This window comes from Nostoc sp. (genome assembly GCF_036917195.1).
Lineage (GTDB): Bacteria > Cyanobacteriota > Cyanobacteriia > Cyanobacteriales > Nostocaceae > Nostoc.
Window position 1 is genome coordinate 15,493 of sequence record NZ_JBALDG010000001.1, and the last position, 20,368, is coordinate 35,860.

A 20,368-nucleotide genomic window follows, 5' to 3' on the forward strand; every position below is an offset into this window, starting at 1 on the left:
TGTTTTTTAAAGAAAATTAGGATTTCAAAGATAACGCAAACAGTGGCTTTACTGAGGCGATTCCAGCACTAGAGAAAGTTAAAATATAGAAAAAGTATATTTCAAAACTCAATATGTCACAAGAGGCGAATATCGACGATGTACAGGAGCCAATAACCAGCGCTCCACCGGAAGTACGGCAAATTATTGAGCGGGTATGGAAGCTGGAAAAAGGCAGGCTGGATAAGAAGATTAACAGCCATATAAATGATAATATTTTGGACATTATTAAGGAAGAGGTGCGATGAAGCTGACTTCAATGAAGCTATGCAACTTTCGCTCCTTTTATGGTATGACACCAGAGATGATCCTGGCTGGTGGAGATGCTCAAAACACGACAATTATTCATGGCAATAATGGCTCTGGTAAAACTAGCTTGCTGAATGCCTTTACGTGGGTACTGTATGATAAATTTAGTGCAGCGTTTGCATCGACAGAGCAGTTAGTAAATAAGCGTGCGATCGCAGAAACTCAGAAAGGTCAAGCTGTAGAATGTTGGGTAGAAATTGGCTGGGAACATGAAGGTAAACGCTATCGAGTTAAACGCGCCTGTCGGGGTTACAAAAACGAAAGTGACTTTGATGCAGGCAAAACTCAATTAACCATGTGGGTTGGTGGGGACGATGGTAAATGGAATATACCAAATCAGCAACCAGACGATATAATCAATCAAATTTTACCAGCTACTTTACATCAATATTTTTTCTTTGACGGCGAACGAATTGAAGAAATCGTTCGTTCTGACAAAAAAGCTGAAATTGCCGAAGCTACAAAAATTTTCTTGGGTGTGGAGGTAATCAACCGTTCCATTAGACATTTAGGAGATGCTAAAAAAACTCTAGAAAATGAGTTAAAAGCTATTGGTGATTCTGAAACTAAACAACTGTTACGACAGCAAGAAAAGATAGAACGAGAGCGTGAACGCATTATCAAACGGCAAACGGAAATTAAAGAAGAGTTAGAATATCAACAAACTTTTAAAAAAGAAACAAGTAATCGTTTGCGAGAACTGAGTGCTGCTAAGGAATTGCAAGAAAGATGGCAGAATTTAGAATCTCAGAAAGTGGCGAATCAAGAAGAATATAAAAAAACTAAAGAAGCGCTGAAAAAAGTTATTTCCGCGCGGGGTTATAGCGTTTTACTGTCGGAGACTACAGCACAGTTCCGAGGAATTATCAATGATTTGAAGCAGCGAGGCGAGTTAACATCAGGAATATCGCGGGAATTTGTGAATGATTTACTCAATTCTCAGCGCTGTATTTGTGGCGCAGAATTACACGAGGGTAATCATTCTCATACTCATGTGACTACCTGGTTAAATAGAGCAGGTTCCTCAGCAGTGGAAGAAACTGCAATTCGCATGAGCGCACAAGTAGATGAAATTGATAAGCAAGCGATAGGATTTTGGGAAGAAGTTGATAGAGAACAAACTAGGATTAATCAATTAAGACAAAGCATATCCCAAATTGAAGGCGATTTAGACAATATTCAAGAACGGTTGCGAAAAGATGCTAATGAAGAAATTAGCAGTTTGCAAAAACGGTTAGATGAAATTGAAAGTAAAATTGATGAATTGAATCGAGAACAGGGTGCAAATCAGCAGGAAATTGCTCAACTCACAACTGAAATTGAAGGTTTAAATAAACAAATTGCTAAACAAAAGCTGAATGAAGACAAGCAAACTTTAGCACAGCGACGGATTAACGCTACTCAAGATGCAATTGAACGTTTAACAGAAGTCCGAAATCGTCAAGAACAACAATTTCGTCTGCAACTAGAAAAGCGAGTCCAAGAAATATTCACAGAGATTTCTGTAACTCCATACATTCCTAGAATTAGCGATAAATATGAACTGACATTAGTAGAAAATACTACAGGTATAGAAGCACCAGTTGCAGCATCCACTGGGGAGAACCAAATTCTTAGTTTATCTTTTATTGCCAGCATCATTGACAAAGTAAGGGAATGGAGTGAGAAGCGGAAAATGATGATGATTCCCGATAGTAGCACTTTCCCAATTGTCATGGATTCACCTTTTGGTAGTTTGGATGAAAGTTCGCGGCGACATATTGCGAAGACAATTCCGCAATTAGCGAATCAGTTGATAGTTTTAGTTACTAAGACTCAGTGGCGGGGTGAAGTAGAAGCAGAAATGACAGACAGAATCGGTAGAGAATATGTGCTTACGTATTATTCATCTAAGCAGGATTGCGAACAAGATTATATTGAGTTGGCTGGGGAAAGATATCCTTTGGTGAAACAAAGTCCGAACGAGTATGAATATACTGAAATTATCGCGGTTGAACGTAATGTTTAAAGGATGAAGTTATGGTTGCGAGTCCAGACGGAAAGTATATGACTCCCCAGGAATACTTGGAATGGGAAGAACACCAAGATATTAAATACGAATATATCAATGGTGAAGTTTTTGCCATGACTGGGGGTACTATTCCCCATACTACTATTGCTCTCAATTTGGCTTCGGCATTAAAAAGCCACTTACGAGGGGGTTCATGTCGCGCTTTTATGGCGGATGCAAAAGTAGGTGTATCTGAAAATGGGCCGTTTCACTATCCAGATGTTGTGGTGAGTTGTGATGAACGGGACAGACAAGCTATTAAATTTATTCAGTATCCTTGTCTAATTGTCGAAGTTCTCTCTCCTAGTACAGAAGCTTACGATAGAGGTGGAAAGTTTACACAGTATCGCCGTATCGAGACTCTGCAAGAATACGTCCTCATTGACGCTGAAAAAGTCAGTTTAGATTGTTTTCGGTTAAATGAGAGAGGAATCTGGGAGTTACATCCTTATGAAGAAGGGGATGAAGTTCATTTAACTAGTGTTGATTTTCACTTTCCTATTTCTTTGGTTTATGAGGATGTTCAGTTTTCAATATAAGTTTTCAAGAAACGAACCGCCAAGGCGCAGAGGACGCAGAGGGAAGAGAAGATGGTGAAATTGAGATTATCCCTAACTAATTAAAAGATATAGTGATCGCCTGCATACTATCATAAAATAATACCTTGGCAAGTGCGTAGGCGTAGCTAGCACTTCTCTGCGAGACGCTGCGCGAACGGTAAAGCTCAGTGACCATCGTAGGCATCGCTTTTGGCTGTCGGTTAAGATGGCAACAATGTAGATATTAATATTATGGCTGAAACTGGCAGAATCAGGGTTGCTAAAGATAAGGCTGAGTTGGTGAAAGATTTAACATCTTCAGATGGTGGAACAGGGCCTTTTAATACTTTTGCTGATGTGATTGTGTTTGCAGCAGCTTTGGGCGCAAAGCATAAAAAACGTGTGGCTTTGGGAGAGATTTCTAAAAGGGAACCATCGCCAATACCCCAAGAACAGTTTATAGTTAGGGGATATAATACGGTAATAAATTTAATAGCAATTGCTGAAATTCAAGATATAAAAGTTTGATCTCTCAAAGAAGGAAACAATAACGAAAAACGTAATTATATCTTTGAAGAATATGCCAATGGTGGACTTGAAATCTTACAATCAGAAATCCGGGGCGCAGTAGATTATTCTGAAAGAATTTTATTGATACTCAGTTCTGAAAGGTTTCAAGATAACTCTGAAGAAGATTTTGATTTAAGCAAATTTCTTTCATAAATCACTATCAATCCACGCTTACTAATTACAAACAGACTGAGAAAATAGTTGTGATTTATATAAAAATTAAACAATGAGTAAAGTACAACAGCCAGCAAATCAGAGAAATTTAGTTTATTATTGTGAATGTTTCTCTAATATTAAGGTATATAAAAGTCATAAAAAGGGTGATGCTCTTAATAAACCCATATTACTTTTATCTATAATTGATCTAATTACACAAGATTTAATTATAGATAATCGTATCACCATATCAGATAAATTGATTGATACCTTTAAGAAGTATTGGGAAGTACTTACTTCTAGTACTTTTAAGGGAAGTGATTTTGCACTTCCTTTTTTTCATCTAAAAAATGATAATGGTAAATTTTGGCATCTCAAGTATAGTTCTGGATATGATGGCGGTCGTCCGCAAACAATTCCTAAACTCAAGGAAGATGTTGACTATGCATATTTGGATGATAAACTATTTAATTTCATCTTGAATGAAATTTCTAAGCAAATATTAATTGATGCACTTGTTTCAGCTTGGCTCCCATCTGAAGATAATTCGATAGAAAATTTTTTAAACATTAACCAAAATTTTCAACATGTCCCCTTAAAAATAGAAAAAACTATTGAGTTTAGTAATTTAGATACTAATCCTATATGGAACTTAAGAAAAGCAGTAATTAGAAATGCTTTTTTTAGAAAAGCAATTGTAAATATTTATGATTATAAATGCGCTTTTTGTGGCATAAAAGTAACTAAATCTGTAAGTCAAAACATTGTTGATGGCGCACATATAAAGCCATTCTCACAATTCTATGACAGTAGAATTCATAATGGAATAGCACTGTGTAAAAACCATCATTGGGCATTTGATCGCGGTTGGTTTGCTGTAGATGAGGAATACAAAATCATAGTTAGCAATGATTTGGAAGAAGCATCTCCCCATGCTAAACCTATGAAATATTTTCATGGTGAAACAATACTTCTACCAAATACAGAGCAACACTTTCCAGAACTGGAAGCGCTGCAATGGCATCACCAAAATATATTTCAATCAAGATGAAATTCAAACTATACCTATATAAGAGTTTAACTCCCAATATCAGGGCAAACGCATCTAAAGTATAAGAATCCTTTAATAGCAAGGGTTTCGGCGTTTTTTAATTGAGCCGATTTTTTCGTCAATATCCTTATCCAGCAAGGGTTTCAGAAATCTCGTGCGTTCACCCTGCTCCCAATATAGGTATAGTTATTAATGCTTAGGTAAGTTTAACTATTCAGTTAACTTCAACATCGGAACTAAAAGAAGGTTAGACCATGTTGAAGCAGAACGCCCAAAGGCAGCTGGATTTCCCCTCCCCTCATTTCTGTAGGCGGTTAGCAAGTTATTCAGGAGAGTGTTTCCCATCTCATCCCATAGCTTTTCGACAGGACTCTCCCACTTTCCATCTTTGATAAATACACGGAAGGCTGCAAGAATAGGAAATACGAAAGTAATGGGAAGGGTGTGATTAAATTGCTTACCTGTGATGAACTGATAAGTCTTTTTTTCAACGCCGTTTAACTTACTCAGCCCTTTTTGCCGATCATACTCATCACGAAGACACTCCTCAATATAGAGTACATCTTTAAGTAAAGGCACAATCTCATTAAAGTCTTCTTTTTTCCAATTCTTAATGAGAGTTCCGTATGCAGAGCAAGTTGCACTAGGATTTTTAGGTGAACCGTCTGAACCTCGCCAGGGATACAACTTATTATTAATGCAAGCAAGGCGACGAACCAAATCAGTCACATCGAATTGCTTATTTTCGCCCTCTCTGAAAGCAACATAAGGTTTACATCCAGCAGGAAGGTATTCTTCGATGATGTCCCAATCTTTAGCTAGGTTTTTAAGACTAAACTCCTCAACACTCTCACTAGTATTACGATACCTACTGATATTTGATATTTCTTCTTGGCTGATGTTGACCAGCACAAAGATTTGCACACTAGCATTTTCCAACTCTGAGTAGTCAGCCTTACCAGTTTGTTGGTTAAGTTTTGGTTTAGATCCTTTTGATTTTAATTTATCGTAATGACTGCGGGCTTTTGTGATAGCAGTGTAAGTGTGCCCACCATTTACAATACCATTACCGATGAAATTGTCTTCCTGTCCTTCCTCAGGACTAACAAGTAAAAGCTCAACATCAAACCCTCCACCGGCACCATGACCTCTAACCTGTATTGAGTCTGCAACAATTAAAATTCCATTGTTGTAGAAAATAAACTCTTCTGGCTTTTGCGCCAGAGTAGTCAACATACTCTTAACAGTCCGCCGGTTTTCGTTGGCTAGTCTGGCATTGGGATCTAAAGGCAAACCTTGAGGCACTTCGCATAAAGGGACTGTCAGATTCCAAATTACTCTACTGGACTCTTTATCCTCTTTATATGCTTTACAAGCAGCAGTAGCAAAGAAAGGAGCTGTTATTTTTGTAGCCATTTATTTTTCCTGCGCTCTACGGAACGCCTTGCTTATGTTTTATGCCCAACTGGACACTCACAAAATTATACACTTATACTTTGGCTAAATGCAACTATAGAAACGTCACTTTATATACATCCTTACAGGAGAGATGGAAGTCCTACTTGCTTAGGTTCAACAAACTTGCCATCAAAACCTATAGTTTTATCTTCCACGGTTCTAGCATCTGCCAAAGCCTTACGTAGTTCAGCACGTTCCATCTGTTCTTGAATTCCACCCAGAATATAAACCAATAACTTCGCCGCCAAATCTCGTCCAGCAACTTGCACCCGCTTTTTATTTGGGTCATACAAAATCCCATACCAGAGAGATTGGGGATATTCCATACCACTAAAACCGCCTTGCTGGTCAAACTTCCGCAGTTTCTTAAAAATATCTGCTAGGGAAAAACCTTTTTTAAATACCAAAATTCCCAAAGCTTGCGCTAATGCAACTTGAGCAACTGGACGGAAAAGCATATTTCCTTCACCTCCATCCTTCTCAAAGCTGAAGCGCCGTAAAGCTGGTGTATCCTCGTGTTCTAAAATTTTATAACTGGAAAGACTAGCCAAAGAATCAAATAGCTTGCTAAATTCCTCAATTCCCTGCTCAAGTTCTTCATCCTCTGGACGCATGGGAATTAGACCTTTCTCCAAGGGTTTCCAGTGAGGGAACTTTTGAGCCAAATAACGCTCAGACATGTCTTGTAGAGCTTGCAAAGTCGTCAAAACTGTAGAATTGGAAGCTACTGTTGCACTATTCCAATTAACACGGGGATTGCGTTCTTGTTTTTGTTCTAATAGTGGATGTGTAACTGCAATTTTTCTAGCAACGATTGCAAAACCATCATCCTCATTCAACTGTGTTAGCTGCCCTTTAGTCAACGGTGCAGCCATCAGGTTCACATGAACAAAAATCGATCTCACCCTCCGCCTCGCCTGGGTGCGAGTTTCCCCAGCCGCTACCGCACAGATGAATTCAATACCAATTTTTTCCTTGGGTAAATTTTGCAAGTAAGCAAGGTCTATTTGGTACTTTTCTATCAAATCATTTACTGTAATAAAGCTGTCATCAACACCTTTATCTTTTTTATAACGCTGAAGTTTACGAGTTTTGATTAACTCCATCAACCCCTGAACCCCCATGAGTCGATGTTGACCATCTAGTGCATAAATGGTTACATCATCTTCAGAAATATTTAGCAGACCTACCTTACCGTCTTTATCTAGAGGGATGAAATCAGTCGTAGACTTGGTGGCGCGTCCTTCGCTATCCCACTCAGCAGCTTTGGGATTATCTACCCACAGTTGATTAATCACCACCAGTACCGGCGGAAACTTGTGATTTTGTCGAGCCGCTAAATACTGCACTAGCGGTGCTTGACGTGACCAATCAAGGGGACGCTGCTGAATTTCATCAATACTATCCGCGTCAATCTCGACATTATCAGTCTCAGGATTATACTTTTTTTGAAACAGAGGTAAGCCAGAGGCGAAGTGAACCCGACCTGCAAACCATTCCAGAGTAACAGAGCTAATATAAGCCTCAATACCACCCATCTCGGTTTTTTGAACGAGAATCTGATCTTTTCTCCCTAAAAACTTCTCCAGGAGTAAAGCTAGTACCTGTTTTTCCTTGTTTTCCCGTTCCAGGTAATCTTTAGCGATGTCAGCAGTTGGGTCAGATGTACTATCTTTCATGTTAAATTTTAAAAACAGAATAGGATTATGTCGTTTAATTATCCAAAAAATTGGATATTAATAGTAAAGTTTTTAAAAACTTTTATTTAACCCACCTGCGTGGGTTTTGTCTGTGTAGCCAAGCCACTGCGCCCTTGCGGTTCCCCGACTTGTTCGCGCAGCATCTTCGACAGGAGAGGCAAGTAGCGCGCGAATTCTATTCGCCCAGATATTACGCCAGTGTTTTCAGAGAGAAGGAGAAATGACTACAGCACAACAACCAGAAAATAAAGTTCAGCAAGCACGTACTGTAGCAGAGTTAGTGGATTACATCCAAGCTCTCAACACTGAAATTCAAGAATTGTATTGTTTAGATGAGATACCTTGGGTGGTAGGCTATTCGGGCGGAAAAGATAGTACCGCAACCTTACAGCTTATCTGGAATGCGATCGCAGCACTCCCCAAGGAAAAGAGAACTAAAACCATCCATGTTATTACAACTGATACGCTGGTAGAAAACCCTGTGGTCTCTGTTTGGGTACGTAACTCTTTAGAACAGATGAAAGTTGCTGCTAAAGAGCAAGAAATGCCAATTGAACCCCATTTGCTTTATCCTGCAATTAAGGATACCTTTTGGGTAAACTTAATTGGAAAAGGCTACCCAGCACCGCGAAACAGATTTAGATGGTGTACTGAACGCCTGAAAATTCAACCATCTGACAGCTTTATCCGTGCAGTTATTAGGTCTAGTGGTGAAGTAATTCTTGTCTTAGGTACACGCAAGGCTGAAAGTTCTAAACGTGCTGCTACGATGGCTAAACATAGAGAATGGCGGGTACGTGATCATATAAATACTAATCCCAACCGACCTAACTCATTGATTTATCTTCCTATCGAAGATTGGCGTACTGATGAAGTTTGGATTTACTTAAATCAGTGGCAAAATTCTTGGGGATATAGTAACAAAGACTTATTCACTATGTATCGAGGTGCAACAGCCGATAATGAATGTCCACTAGTTGTTGATACTTCTACTCCTAGCTGTGGTGATTCTCGATTTGGCTGCTGGGTTTGCACAATCGTTAGTAAGGATAAATCGATGGAGGCAATGATCCAAAATGATGAAGAGAAAGAATGGATGCAGCCATTATTAAATATCCGTAACGAATTAGATATTAAAGATGACTGGGACAAAAGAGATTTTAGAAGAATTTGGGGAGATGTCCAACTATTTGAACGCAATAAAAACGGGGAAATATCCGTTGAACCAATACCTGGCCCTTATACCAAATTTTGGCGAGAACATTGGCTAAGGCGATTATTAGAAGCGCAAACAAAAACCCGTCGTACAGCGCCAGAAAACATGTCCGACATCACCTTAATTACTCTAGAAGAAATGAGCGAAATTCGCCGCATTTGGCTAGAAGATAAACACGAATTTGATGATAGTTTACCCCGGATTTATCAAGAAGTGACTGGTGAAGAATTTCAAGACCCCCGTCCTGGCGCTGACCTTAGCTTATTAGGTAGCGATGAATGGGCAGTGTTAGAAGAAATCTGTGCAGATGACGCGATGCACCTAGAACTGATGGCGAAGCTTTTGGATACAGAACGTCAATTTCGTAAAATGTCACGTCGTGTGGGAATCTACGACACATTAGAAAAATGCTTTATTACTAGTTCGCGTTCTAAAGATGAAGCGGTGAAAAATGCTCATTTGAAACGGGATTTGAAAACAGCAGTTGAACAAGGTGATATTGAAAAGGTCAAGCAGCTAACTTTAGCAGATTTTGTCGTCACGAATGCACAAGCTGACGTAACGACACAACAAGCTGACGTAACTAATGCTACACAATCTCCTGATGAGACTAAGACTTGGGCAAATATAAAATTTAAAAATAGAGAGACGAAGCTTTAAGTTTGCTGTTCATCTTTATCAGCATCTCCCAAGTACAGCCTGATAAACTCTTCTGCTGCGGCTGGATTAATTTTCTTGAGTGCATCCCGAATTTCTAGCACTGTCTCAGCAACAGGATCTCTAATCTCGTTTACCCATCGGTGAACATTTGGCCGTCCTGTTCCCATCGTTACTGCTAACTTGTTTTGACTAATACCGTAGATTTCCAACACCTGTTTCAGCGCTTTTCCTGCTTTTCCCATGCCTTTGATTGTGTCAAAGGCACATAACCAAGTAAATGTTACCTATTGGTAACTAAGAGTGTAAGATAGTTATGTTACCATTAGGTAACATAACTATCTCACCAACAATCAGGTAAATCTCAATGACTAAAAGCTTTTTGGCAGATACCTTTCCAACCATCTTGCCGCTTGTTTTTGCCAACGAATCTCAAGAAACAACACCAGGGAGAGAGTTTGTAAAACTAGTAATTTATGGTTCTAAAACAGGTGTTAACAACACAATTTTGACCCTTTACAAGCTGGGTTTTGCTCAAGTTAATGAATGGAGTCCTTTATTACCTAGTCCCAACCCTGGAGAAGTCATGAGTATCTTAACTAGGTACATTCTGACAACGTGACTGTAATTCGATTAGTAAAAAATATGGTAGGGTGGGCAATGCACACCCTACAAAAATAACGGGACAATACTGGGTGAATTCCATTCGCCATATATTTTATTCTTAAATATCAATGATATTTCTTGAACTTGTACTACAAAACTTTGGCCCTTACTCTGGAAGACAAGTAATCAATCTTGATCCAAGAAAAGATGAAAATTCGCGCCCAATTATTTTATTAGGTGGGATGAATGGTGGGGGAAAAACTACACTAATGGATGCTATACGCCTTACGCTTTATGGTCATCGCGCTCAATGTTCTACCCGTAGTAATTTAAGTTATAATGATTTTTTGAACCAATGTGTTAATAGTAAAGCTAACCCTACTGATAAAACCCGGATTGAATTAGTTTTTGAACACATCGAAGATGATAAACCAGTAAAATATCGGATTGTTAGAACTTGGGAAAAAAATCCTAAAGATGGTAAAGATTCTTTAGGAATTTTAGGCGATGATGATACTTGGCCTGTTGAGTCTTTGGTGAATATCTGGGATGAATATATTGAAAATCTTTTACCATTAGGTATTTCTAATTTATTTCTCTTTGATGGTGAACAGGTTAAAGAACTTGCAGAGCAGGAAACACCACCACCAGTTGTAATAGATGCAATTCGCGGACTTTTAGGGCTAGAGTTAGCAGACCGTTTAGCTATTGATTTAGATATTTTAGTTAACCGGAAACTTAAAGAATTTGGTAATAGTAAGGATTTAGCAAACTTAGAGGAAATTGAAAGTAGGTTAACCCAACAGCAAGAAGATTATCAAACAACAGGAGAAAAATTAGAAACTCTCAAAAATCAGGTAGAAGAATTAGAACAAAAGCAGCAAGAAGCCTTTGATAAATTTATTTCTGAAGGTGGGAAGATTGCAGCAGAACGCAATCAACTAGAACTACAACAGGATACAAAAACTGCGGAAATTGAACAAGTACGTCAGTCGATGTGTGAATTAGCGGCTGATGTTTTCCCCCTAGTATTAATTCCCAATTTGCTTACTCAGGTGCAAGCACAGGGAGAAAAAGAATTTCGCCATCAACAAGTACAAATCTCTAAAGATTTGTTAATTGAGCGAGATCAGCGCTTACTCAGTTGGCTAAATCAAGTGGAAATTTCCTCGACACAAGTTGAAAAAATTCAATCTTTTCTAGTCCAAGATGTAGATAGTTTATATGCAAAGACTATCCAGATAGAAGCACCTTGGCTATTAGCTGATGATGAAACTTTAAGTCAGCTAGATAATCTCATATATCATTTACAAAATTCAAAAATTTCTGCAAAAGATAAATTAGCTATTCTTAAAAATAAAGAAGAAGAAATTCATACTCTAGAAAGGCAAGTGCAGACAGCAGCAGCACCAGAAGATTATACAAAGCTGCGTCAAGCACTAGAAGCGGCACAAAATCAAGTTGTTGAAGCTAAAGCAAATTACGAAACAATCCGCCGCCGTTTAGCTGAATTAGAAACTATTATTGCCAAGTCCAAAAAAGAATTAAGTGAATATACAGTAGAAAACATTAAACATAAAAATAATGAACATATTATTACATCAGCAGCAAAAGTTCAAGACACACTCAAGATTTTTCGTGAAAAATTAACTCTGCGAAAACTCAATAAATTAGAGGAAGAAGTTAAAAATTGCTTCCTTTATCTCCTCCACAAATCAGATTTAGTACATCGCATTACCATTGATACCAAGACTTTCAGCCTTTCGCTTTACGATTTAAATGGTAAACCTGTCCCTAAACATCGCCTCTCGGCTGGCGAAAAACAACTACTTGCGATCGCCTTTCTCTGGGGACTAGCAAAAGTCTCTGGACACCGACTACCAGTAGCAATCGATACGCCATTAGGTAGACTAGACTCTTCCCACCGCAGTAACTTAGTTGAACGTTACTTTCCATCCGCCAGCCACCAAGTAATCCTGCTATCTACCGATACCGAGATTGGAAAGAAAGAAGTAGAAACACTACGAGAAAACGAAGCGATCGCCCGTGAATATCTTCTCAAATATGACTCCGCCACCCGCCAAACTACCATACAACCAGGATATTTTTGGTAGTAGATATTGTTAAAAAATTGAGCAACCGCAATTTTTTTAAGCCTATCACTATTTATAAAAACTATGGAATCACCAATAGAACGTATTCGCCTCTCCCAAACAGCCAAAGACCAACTTACCAAACTCAGACGCAGCACCAAAATCGACCAATGGAATATCCTATGTCGTTGGGCGTTTTGCCGTTCCCTTGCAGAATCAACCGCACCCTCCCCCGTCCCAATTCCCCAAGATAGCAACGTCGAAATGACTTGGCGCGTCTTTGGTGGCGAAATGTCCGATATACTCCTCCTCGCCCTCAAGCAACGCTGTCACAATGACGGTTATCCCACCGATAAAGAAACCCTTGTCACTCAATTCCGTCTGCATTTGCATCGGGGCATTGGCTACTTAGCAGGCGATCCAAATATCAAGAAAATTGAAGATTTAATCGAACTGGCCATTAAAAATTGAAAGGATATTAGTTGACTGTTAACTGTTCACTGTTAACTGACAACTAATATTATGCCTGAAGCGCTAGAAATCGAGCGTCATAGAGCTGCAATCGCTCGCACTGACATATCTCGCCCCGTGCGATTGGCAATAGAATGGGCAATCCTGAATCAAGACACCACTTTTTTTGACTACGGTTGCGGCTACGGTGGTGATGTCTGGCGAGTAAAAAACTTAGGCTACACCAGTACAGGCTGGGACCCTTACTACCATCCGGATGTACCACTCACCCCCGCTGATGTGGTTAACTTGGGTTACGTCCTCAATGTCATCGAAGACCCAGAGGAACGTCGTCAAAGCCTTCGCCAAGCTTGGGAACTCACGGGGAAAGTTTTAATTGTCGCTGCTCAAATACTGATTAACGCTCCCAGTAAAACCCAGCTTGCTTACAATGATGGCATTGTGACACGCCGCAATACTTTTCAGAAATATTACGAACAAGAAGAACTTAAAACTTATATTGATGAAGTTCTAAATGTAGATGCAGTACCGATCGCTTTAGGTGTCTACTTTGTTTTTCGAGATGAAGCCGAAAAAGAAAGTTACAAAGCTATCCGCTTCTTTTCTACCACTTCTACACCGCGAGTCCGCATCCCCACTAAGCGGTTTGAAGACTATCAAGAACAACTGCAACCTCTAATGGCTTTTTTTACCAAGCGCGGTAGATTACCAGCCAAAGGCGAATTGGAAAATGAACAGGAATTACTCAGCGAATTTGGTAACTTTCGCCGCGCCTTCGGTGTAGTTTTACAAGCTACCGATGAAGCAGAATGGGATGCGATCGCTTACCGCCGTTCTTTGGATATCCAAGTTTATCTTGCCCTCACCCACTTTGATCAACGCCCCGCATGGCAGAAGCTAGCAGCCCAAATGCGTCACGATATCAAAGCCTTTTTTAGTAGCTATGAAGAAGCTTGTCAAGTAGCCGACCAAAAACTTTTCAGCTTAGGCAAATCTGGGGTGATTCAAACTGCGTGCGAAAAAAGCAAAATTGGTAAACACACGCGCGGTGCCCTTTACGTCCATGTTTCGGCACTAGCAGCACTTGACCCCGTGCTGCGAATTTGTGAAGGTTGCGCTAGCCGTACCATTGGGCGTGTAGATGGAGCCACATTGATAAAATATCACACTGATCAGCCGCAAATATCCTATCTGTGTTACCCTGATTTCGACACTGACCCCCATCCAGCATTAAAAGCTAGTATAACTATTGACTTAAAAACCCTAGTTGTCACTCACCGAGACTATGCAACTAGAGCAAATCCGCCGATTTTGCACCGTAAGGAAACATTTGTTACCAGCAACTACCCTGGTTACGAAGAATTTGCTCAACTCACCCAACAAGAACAGCAATTAGGATTGCTCAATCACAAAAGCGATATCGGTACGCGAGAAGGTTGGGAAAAATGCCTTGCTGCACAGGGAGTAAAAATCAGGGGGCATCAGGTTTATTCAATTAAGGAAAATTAAGGAATAATCATACTGTTACAACATTGCTGATATGTATCTTAAATAAAGAAAATCTTAGCAGATTTGTGTGCTTACACGAAATTACACAGCAGCTATGGCAAGATAACTGCAATTCAATTAGATAAAAAGGAATCTTCAAGATTGTGGAAGTAAATAAATCGCTGCTACGAATTTTTGGCAGCCCAAAGATGGGAGCTTTGTTATTTCTTGGCTTTTCATCAGGGTTGCCGTTGTATTTAACCAGTCAGACATTACAAGCATGGTTAACCAAAGAAGGAATTAGCTTGGCAGCGATCGCTGCTTTTAGTTTAGTAAAGCTCCCCTATTCTTTAAAATTTCTCTGGTCGCCTTTACTAGATAGATTTGTACCGCCTTTTTTGGGACGACGGCGCGGTTGGTTAGTAATTATACAAGTAGCATTACTGTTAAGTATAGCTGCAATGGCTGTATTTAAACCATCCCAAGGGCTACAACCTTTAATAATTGCTGCAATAGCCGTTGCTTTTTTTAGCGCCAGTCAAGACATTTTAGTTGATGCTTACCGCACTGATGTAGTGGAAGTGCAAGAAAGAGGTGCGGGAGCATCTATTTACTTATTGGGTTATCGTATTGCCGTTTTAGTAACCGGTTACGTTACCTTATTTTTGGCAGACAGAATGCCTTGGCAAGCTGTTTACTTGTTGATGTCGCTGTTGATGCTCGTAGGCGTGGTAAGTTCTATTTTTGCACCAGAACCAGTCCTACGCGATCGCCCGCCTCAGACTTTATCCGCCGCTGTCCAATTACCCTTCATTGAATTTTTCCAGCGTCAGGGCTGGTTCCAAGGGCTTTTAATCCTAATATTTATTGTGATCTACAAGTTGGGGGATTCTTTACTAAAGAATGTATCCACCCCATTTTTGTTAGATAAAGGCTTACATTTCACTCAAACCGACATAGCATTTCCTGGTGCATTGGGAATTTTCGCCACTATTGTTGGCACCTTGGCAGCAGGAGCAATAATGACCAAAATTGGTGTTAATCGCTCGCTCTGGATATTCGCCATCCTGCAAGCTGTAGGCAACTTGGCTTTCTTTGCGTTGGCAGTAGTAGGTAAAAACTTCTATCTAATGTTAGCTGCCGTTAATATAGAACAATTTTGTGCTGGTCTAGAAACTGCTGCTTTTGTAGCATTTTTGATGAGTCTTTGTAACCAAAGCTTTTCAGCTACACAGTACGCCTTACTTTCGAGTTTGCAGGCTTTTAGTAGAGATATTCTCACGGCTCCAGCAGGTACATGGGCACAAGCCACCGGCTGGTCTACATTCTTTTTACTGACAGCAATAGCTGCTTTACCGGGATTACTATTATTGCCATTCTTTGCCCCTTGGAATCCAAAGCCAGTGGTAGTATTATCCAGACCAGGATTGGAGAACGAAGAAGAGGATATATGGGGAATCAAGTAGTTATTGCTGTCGGCACATTTATTCTCTTACTCACTGGTTTATTACTTGGCTATGTTCTCTCGCAGTTAGTTCTGGGATTTCTAGCATTTAACCTCCTAACTTTTTTCGGAACACTCAGCCTAATTTTAATTTTTGGTACACTTTATTACGTTTTATTTTGGCAGTTGCGGAGAGAGCAGTCCCGGCCATCAACTATAAATGAAAGGATACCAAACCAGGTAGAGGAGGGTGTATCTGATAGCTATCTCAAAAACAGGCTAATTGCTAAGTTATCCGGTGATACCGTCGCTGCTGAAAGGTTAATTGAACAGGCAAAAGAGACTTATCCTGGGATGCCGGAGAATTGGTACTGCGAAAGAGTTCTTGATGACTTGGAGCGCGATAGCCAATAATCTGTTATTTTCCATGCCCGGAAAATCGCTAAAATAAATCAAGAATACTTCACAAATATTCAGCTAGGTTCTCATAAAAGTTCCGAGCTTGTTTGCAATCTAAATATGGCTATATTTCGTCAGTACATCGCCCCCTTGCTTGCAGTATTAGTATTTTTCTTTGCCTTAGTGGCAGTCAGCGCCCGGATCTTTTTACCCTCTGATATGGCAGCACCTGCACCAATTGAAGAAGTGGGGATAAGTTCTCAACCGACTCCTGCTAATTTGCCACCAGCAGCATATAACTCAGCTAACTAAGGGACTTCCAGTAAAAAAAACATCTTATCGTAGGGGATCTTGGCCAAGATCCCCTACAAATGTACAAATAATTTTGGATAATTTATTTTTTGTCAGTCCCTAAATACAATAAACATCAGCAGTGTCTGAGCAATTACTACCGGGGTATATTATTCGCCGTGGCTCCGCTTTGGATCGGGCGCTGCTGCTTAAATTCATGCAGCGAACTTACCAGGATCTTTTTCCTAATGAGGATTTTTCTCACCTGGAACAAACAGTTAAGCAATACTTTTCTAGTGATACGCCCTTGTGGTGGGTCGAAAAAGAGAGCGGGGGAATCAGGGGGAGCAGGGGGAGAGAAGAGTTACTGAACAATGATTCTTCCCCACCGGCCTCCCCAGCCCCCCCAACTTCTACTTCCCCTATAGCCTGCCTTTGGGTAGGCAATGCCATAGATCAAGTGCAGGGTAATCGTCATGCTCATATCTTTATCCTCTACGTTGTGCCAGAACATCGGCGGCGAGGTATTGGTACAGCCTTAATGCGATATGTGGAAAATTGGGCTATTCAAAGAGGCGATCGCCAGATTGGATTGCAAGTGTTTCAATCAAACAAACCCGCATTAAATCTTTACAATCAGTTAGGTTATCAAACCCAATCCCTGTGGATGGTAAAATTCCTGAATGCAGAAAAATAAACTAGAGGATAGCAATAATATACTTTAGCGTCTGAATTATAACGGTTCTCGTTTGGATAAAGCTTAACGAGGGAGAATGGAAAGTGGATAATAACGCAACTAATATATATAAGGCTTTAACTTCTTGGCACATCGCGTTATGTGTTAATCCCAAAAAGGGATTCAAATGAAATTATGTATGACGAAGACGATCTAAGCCTACTTGATATCGAGCAGGAACTAGAAAGCCCCTTAGATAAAATAGAGCCGCTGACTACCGAATCAGTTGTGGCGAAGCCTGATCCAGAAGTGATACTAGCCCTGCTGACAAATCCCCAGCCCCAGCAACGAATGTTAGCGGCGCGTGCTTTTTCTGATATTGAAGATGCGCGGGCTATCCCCCATTTGATTCGCCTGTTAACTGATACCTGTCCCTTAGTGCGGGTGAGTGCAGCTTATGGACTTGGACGCAATCCTAGTTCAGAAGCAGTGAGTCCGTTAATTGCTCAACTAAACAATGATTGGAATGGCTATGTGCGTAAAGGCGTTGTTTGGGCTTTAGGAAACTGTCGCGATCGCCGTTCTTTAGCGCCCCTAGCAGACGCCTTAAGAACTGACATTTCCGCAGTGCGTTTGTGGGCTGCTAGCGCCTTAGCACAGATGGCAGAAGTAGGTTATGAAGCAGTTATAGGGGCAATGCCACCATTAATTGAAGCCTTAGTCCAAGACCCGGTGGCAGCAGTGCGGAGCAACAGTGCTTGGGCAATTGGTCAACTGTGCCGCGAACTCCCTTCTAATGTAGTTTATGCCACAGCGATCGATGCCCTAATTCAAGCCTTTGCTGAAGACCAAGATTTGGGAGTCCGGGAAGACGCGAAAGCCTCACTGTTAGGAGTGGGTGATCCCCGTGGCTTGCAGCTGATTGAAACCCTGGAACAAGAAGGGTGGTTTTGATTGGGCATTGGGCAATTCAATTTTGGATAATGGAATTGACAATTTTGGATTAAATTTCAATTCTTTAATCCAAAATCGTTCGACTGAGCGTAGCCAAAGTCTAAAATCTAAAATTATTACTGACCTTCAGCTACAGGTTTGACCAAATTTAAGTCATAAGGACGCTCAGTATCATCTTCACCCAAATACTCACCATTTTGAATTTCCAGAATAACTAGCGGAATATGTCCAGGATTTTCTACTTTATGTAGTGTTGCAGCAGGGACATAAGTTGACTCATTTCGATTCAGTAATATTTCCGCATCGCCACAAGTCACCTTGGCTACACCAGAGACTACAACCCAATGTTCATTGCGGTGATAATGAATTTGTGGTTTAATGCCGTGCCTAGGCTTAATTTCAACACGACTAATTCTATAGGTTTCTCCCTCCTCGATCACCTCCACCTCACCCCAGTATCGTGTACCTGAATGGGGAGATAATTCGTTGATATTTGACTGAGTATTATTTTCATTCTGAGCCATAATTAATTTCTCAACCAGATGATTATGAGTATTTTTAAGTAATCTAGCGTAAAGGCAATAAACCTGCGAAGGAAATGGTCACAGCATCTCTATTGATAACAACTGTTCTAAGTTGCCCCCAGATAAGAGATTTTACTCCTGAATTTTTGAATGCGTAAATTTTGAATTGTTTAACTCCCCGTATACTGAATTCTATAAATCCGATTATTAACTTCTTCTGTTAGTAGTAGACTGCCATCTGGCAACACGAGTAAACCTACAGGTCGTCCCCAAGTGGTTGGTACAGAAGGATTTAGCAAAAATCCTGTGAGAAAATCTTCATAGTAGCCTTGCGATCGCCCTTTAGCATCGAAGGGAACAAATACAATTTTATAACCGGTGCCGCGATCACGGTTCCAAGAACCACGAAAAGCAGCAAAAGCACCGTTGCGGTATTTTTTTGGAAACGTTTGACCATCATAAAACTGCAAACCCAACGCTGCTGAGTGCGCCTGGAACAGCACATCTGGCGTTTGGGTACGGGCTGCTAAATCGGGGCGTTTACTTTTACCATCCGTTTTTTGACGAGGGTCAAGGTTGTTTGGCGTCAAATAGGCATAGGGCCAGCCGTAAAATTTCCCCTGTTGAACGCGTGTCAGATAGTCTGGAACCAAGTCATCACCGATTCCATCCCGTTCGTTAACAGTGGCGTAAAGTTGCTTAGTTATCGGGTGAAAGTCCAATCCCACAGGATTACGCAAGCCGGAAGCGAAAGTCTGCTGCTGGGAACCATCTAAATTCATCACCTGTATCGAAGCCCGTGGTAGGGGTTCTTCATCCACATTGGTTCCTGAACCAACTGAAACATATAATTTCTTGCCATCGGGTGAGACAACCACATTGCGCGTCCAATGGTTGTTATAACCTTTAGCAGGCAAGTCAGCAATTTTTTTCCCCTTACCTGTAATCTTGTTTTGACCTTGAGTATAGGGAAAACGCACCACAGCGTCTGTGTTCCCTAGAAAAAAGGAATTACCTGCAAAAGCCATCCCAAAGGATCTATTGAGTCCGTTGTCCCTACTAGCAAAGGTTTCTCGAACATCGGCTACGCCGTCACCATTGCTATCACGCAACAGACGAATCCGATTTTGCTCGGTTTCAGTCACTAGGACATCACCACTGGGGGTTAAAGCTAGCCAGCGTGGGGCATCTAGACCTTCAGCAAAGACGTTAACTGTAAAGCCTGGTGGCACGCGCAGCACCGGATTTTGCGGAATGGGCACAACCTCAGGTCGCTTGGAGGCACTTTCTGTTGCGAAGGGTGCTGGTAGATTCTTCAGATTGATCCGGATGGGTGTGGGTGAAAGTGCTTCAGTTCGGACAAGATTTTTTGGCTGTGTAGGATTCTGTGTCTGTTGGGCAGAAGGTACAGATGCTTGCGGCGTGGGATTGTCTAAGGAGGCGCGAGTTTGGTTACAGGCTACTGCAAAGGTCAGTAAAAAAACTGGCAGCAAGAAACGCCCAGAGACTTTCATGATTGCAGACACTATACACAATTTTCCTATTCTAGACTTGATACTTAATAATTGTCGCCATTCTAAAGTCCGATTTTTCTTAGTTCCAAGACTTACGCAAAATTATGAAAAAACGAACCGCAAAGGACGCAAAGGACACGAAGGAATAAGAGTTTCGGAGAGT

At 40.7% G+C, this 20,368-nt stretch carries 19 protein-coding genes and 1 pseudogene; 15 read left to right on the forward strand and 5 right to left on the reverse strand.

From position 1 onward, the window contains the following. Nucleotides 1-113 precede the first annotated feature (113 nt). The 5 genes and pseudogenes from V7K40_RS00095 (at nucleotide 114) to V7K40_RS00115 (ending at nucleotide 4,714) form a co-directional block, all read left to right on the forward strand. The gene (locus V7K40_RS00095) at nucleotides 114-287 is read left to right on the forward strand and encodes a hypothetical protein (protein WP_180277607.1); all 174 of its coding nucleotides are present in this window, start codon (nucleotides 114-116) and stop codon (nucleotides 285-287) included. Then, nucleotides 284-2,356, forward strand: coding sequence for an AAA family ATPase (locus V7K40_RS00100; RefSeq protein ID WP_334955805.1), 2,073 nt, complete (start codon nucleotides 284-286; stop codon nucleotides 2,354-2,356). The genes V7K40_RS00095 and V7K40_RS00100 overlap by 4 nt, the downstream gene beginning before the upstream one ends. 11 nt (nucleotides 2,357-2,367) lie before the next feature. After that, entirely contained in the window at nucleotides 2,368-2,937 is a 570-nt protein-coding gene (locus tag V7K40_RS00105) for a Uma2 family endonuclease (protein ID WP_334955806.1), read from the forward strand. A 252-nt stretch (nucleotides 2,938-3,189) separates the two neighbouring features. Next, nucleotides 3,190-3,660, forward strand: a pseudogene (locus V7K40_RS00110) (DNA phosphorothioation-associated protein 4). A gap of 73 nt (nucleotides 3,661-3,733) precedes the next feature. Beyond that, the gene (locus V7K40_RS00115; RefSeq protein WP_334955807.1) at nucleotides 3,734-4,714 is read left to right on the forward strand and encodes an HNH endonuclease; all 981 of its coding nucleotides are present in this window, start codon (nucleotides 3,734-3,736) and stop codon (nucleotides 4,712-4,714) included. Between the two features lie 210 nt (nucleotides 4,715-4,924). Here V7K40_RS00115 and V7K40_RS00120 read toward each other — a convergent pair whose 3' ends face one another. Further along, nucleotides 4,925-6,130, reverse strand: coding sequence for an AIPR family protein (locus tag V7K40_RS00120; protein WP_334955808.1), 1,206 nt, complete (start codon nucleotides 6,128-6,130; stop codon nucleotides 4,925-4,927). Between the two features lie 122 nt (nucleotides 6,131-6,252). Then, nucleotides 6,253-7,851, reverse strand: coding sequence for a DGQHR domain-containing protein (locus tag V7K40_RS00125; RefSeq protein WP_334955809.1), 1,599 nt, complete (start codon nucleotides 7,849-7,851; stop codon nucleotides 6,253-6,255). A 241-nt stretch (nucleotides 7,852-8,092) separates the two neighbouring features. Between V7K40_RS00125 and dndC the strand changes: the two genes are divergently transcribed. Beyond that, nucleotides 8,093-9,748 (forward strand): DNA phosphorothioation system sulfurtransferase DndC, encoded by a 1,656-nt coding sequence (gene dndC, locus V7K40_RS00130; RefSeq protein ID WP_334955810.1) that lies wholly within the window; start codon nucleotides 8,093-8,095, stop codon nucleotides 9,746-9,748. Here dndC and V7K40_RS00135 read toward each other — a convergent pair. Then, nucleotides 9,745-9,990, reverse strand: coding sequence for a helix-turn-helix transcriptional regulator (locus tag V7K40_RS00135; RefSeq protein WP_334955811.1), 246 nt, complete (start codon nucleotides 9,988-9,990; stop codon nucleotides 9,745-9,747). The two genes, dndC and V7K40_RS00135, sit on opposite strands and share 4 nt — an antisense overlap. Nucleotides 9,991-10,112: 122 nt before the next feature. On the opposite strand from V7K40_RS00135, the gene V7K40_RS00140 reads away from it, so the two are divergent. From V7K40_RS00140 to V7K40_RS00180, 9 genes are all read left to right on the forward strand, one after another. After that, nucleotides 10,113-10,367 carry a hypothetical protein gene (locus V7K40_RS00140; protein ID WP_334955812.1) on the forward strand — a complete coding sequence of 85 codons (255 nt, stop codon included), beginning with the start codon at nucleotides 10,113-10,115 and terminating at the stop codon, nucleotides 10,365-10,367. Between the two features lie 112 nt (nucleotides 10,368-10,479). Next, nucleotides 10,480-12,465 carry a DNA sulfur modification protein DndD gene (dndD, locus tag V7K40_RS00145; protein ID WP_334955813.1) on the forward strand — a complete coding sequence of 662 codons (1,986 nt, stop codon included), beginning with the start codon at nucleotides 10,480-10,482 and terminating at the stop codon, nucleotides 12,463-12,465. Between the two features lie 63 nt (nucleotides 12,466-12,528). Next, complete coding sequence (gene dndE, locus V7K40_RS00150; RefSeq protein WP_334955814.1) at nucleotides 12,529-12,915, forward strand: DNA sulfur modification protein DndE; 387 nt, start codon at nucleotides 12,529-12,531, stop codon at nucleotides 12,913-12,915. A gap of 51 nt (nucleotides 12,916-12,966) precedes the next feature. Beyond that, the gene (locus tag V7K40_RS00155; RefSeq protein WP_334955815.1) at nucleotides 12,967-14,424 is read left to right on the forward strand and encodes a DNA phosphorothioation-associated putative methyltransferase; all 1,458 of its coding nucleotides are present in this window, start codon (nucleotides 12,967-12,969) and stop codon (nucleotides 14,422-14,424) included. Nucleotides 14,425-14,567: 143 nt separating this feature from the next. Continuing rightward, nucleotides 14,568-15,869 (forward strand): AmpG family muropeptide MFS transporter, encoded by a 1,302-nt coding sequence (locus V7K40_RS00160; protein WP_334955816.1) that lies wholly within the window; start codon nucleotides 14,568-14,570, stop codon nucleotides 15,867-15,869. After that, a complete protein-coding gene (locus tag V7K40_RS00165; protein WP_334955817.1) occupies nucleotides 15,854-16,261 on the forward strand; it encodes an ABC transporter permease in 408 nt (135 codons plus the stop codon). Before V7K40_RS00160 ends, V7K40_RS00165 begins: the two co-directional genes overlap by 16 nt. Before the next feature lie 105 nt (nucleotides 16,262-16,366). Then, complete coding sequence (locus V7K40_RS00170; protein WP_334955818.1) at nucleotides 16,367-16,558, forward strand: hypothetical protein; 192 nt, start codon at nucleotides 16,367-16,369, stop codon at nucleotides 16,556-16,558. Between the two features lie 121 nt (nucleotides 16,559-16,679). After that, complete coding sequence (locus V7K40_RS00175) at nucleotides 16,680-17,234, forward strand: GNAT family N-acetyltransferase (RefSeq protein ID WP_334955819.1); 555 nt, start codon at nucleotides 16,680-16,682, stop codon at nucleotides 17,232-17,234. A 174-nt stretch (nucleotides 17,235-17,408) separates the two neighbouring features. After that, the gene (locus tag V7K40_RS00180; RefSeq protein ID WP_334725331.1) at nucleotides 17,409-18,167 is read left to right on the forward strand and encodes a HEAT repeat domain-containing protein; all 759 of its coding nucleotides are present in this window, start codon (nucleotides 17,409-17,411) and stop codon (nucleotides 18,165-18,167) included. A 116-nt stretch (nucleotides 18,168-18,283) separates the two neighbouring features. Here V7K40_RS00180 and V7K40_RS00185 read toward each other — a convergent pair whose 3' ends face one another. Then, a complete protein-coding gene (locus tag V7K40_RS00185; RefSeq protein ID WP_334955820.1) occupies nucleotides 18,284-18,691 on the reverse strand; it encodes a phosphomannose isomerase type II C-terminal cupin domain in 408 nt (135 codons plus the stop codon). 170 nt (nucleotides 18,692-18,861) lie between these two features. Further along, nucleotides 18,862-20,205, reverse strand: coding sequence for a sorbosone dehydrogenase family protein (locus V7K40_RS00190; RefSeq protein WP_334955862.1), 1,344 nt, complete (start codon nucleotides 20,203-20,205; stop codon nucleotides 18,862-18,864). Nucleotides 20,206-20,368: the final 163 nt, after the last annotated feature.

What these genes read in the sequence shown, in the direction of transcription:
- V7K40_RS00095 (WP_180277607.1), top strand. Translation starts at nt 114, where the DNA reads ATGTCACAAGAGGCGAATATCGACGATGTACAGGAGCCAATAACCAGC.
- V7K40_RS00100 (WP_334955805.1), top strand. Translation starts at nt 284, where the DNA reads ATGAAGCTGACTTCAATGAAGCTATGCAACTTTCGCTCCTTTTATGGT.
- V7K40_RS00105 (WP_334955806.1), top strand. Translation starts at nt 2,368, where the DNA reads ATGGTTGCGAGTCCAGACGGAAAGTATATGACTCCCCAGGAATACTTG.
- V7K40_RS00115 (WP_334955807.1), top strand. Translation starts at nt 3,734, where the DNA reads ATGAGTAAAGTACAACAGCCAGCAAATCAGAGAAATTTAGTTTATTAT.
- V7K40_RS00120 (WP_334955808.1), bottom strand. Translation starts at nt 6,130, where the DNA reads ATGGCTACAAAAATAACAGCTCCTTTCTTTGCTACTGCTGCTTGTAAA.
- V7K40_RS00125 (WP_334955809.1), bottom strand. Translation starts at nt 7,851, where the DNA reads ATGAAAGATAGTACATCTGACCCAACTGCTGACATCGCTAAAGATTAC.
- dndC (WP_334955810.1), top strand. Translation starts at nt 8,093, where the DNA reads ATGACTACAGCACAACAACCAGAAAATAAAGTTCAGCAAGCACGTACT.
- V7K40_RS00135 (WP_334955811.1), bottom strand. Translation starts at nt 9,990, where the DNA reads ATGGGAAAAGCAGGAAAAGCGCTGAAACAGGTGTTGGAAATCTACGGT.
- V7K40_RS00140 (WP_334955812.1), top strand. Translation starts at nt 10,113, where the DNA reads ATGACTAAAAGCTTTTTGGCAGATACCTTTCCAACCATCTTGCCGCTT.
- dndD (WP_334955813.1), top strand. Translation starts at nt 10,480, where the DNA reads ATGATATTTCTTGAACTTGTACTACAAAACTTTGGCCCTTACTCTGGA.
- dndE (WP_334955814.1), top strand. Translation starts at nt 12,529, where the DNA reads ATGGAATCACCAATAGAACGTATTCGCCTCTCCCAAACAGCCAAAGAC.
- V7K40_RS00155 (WP_334955815.1), top strand. Translation starts at nt 12,967, where the DNA reads ATGCCTGAAGCGCTAGAAATCGAGCGTCATAGAGCTGCAATCGCTCGC.
- V7K40_RS00165 (WP_334955817.1), top strand. Translation starts at nt 15,854, where the DNA reads ATGGGGAATCAAGTAGTTATTGCTGTCGGCACATTTATTCTCTTACTC.
- V7K40_RS00170 (WP_334955818.1), top strand. Translation starts at nt 16,367, where the DNA reads ATGGCTATATTTCGTCAGTACATCGCCCCCTTGCTTGCAGTATTAGTA.
- V7K40_RS00180 (WP_334725331.1), top strand. Translation starts at nt 17,409, where the DNA reads ATGTATGACGAAGACGATCTAAGCCTACTTGATATCGAGCAGGAACTA.
- V7K40_RS00185 (WP_334955820.1), bottom strand. Translation starts at nt 18,691, where the DNA reads ATGGCTCAGAATGAAAATAATACTCAGTCAAATATCAACGAATTATCT.
- V7K40_RS00190 (WP_334955862.1), bottom strand. Translation starts at nt 20,205, where the DNA reads ATGAAAGTCTCTGGGCGTTTCTTGCTGCCAGTTTTTTTACTGACCTTT.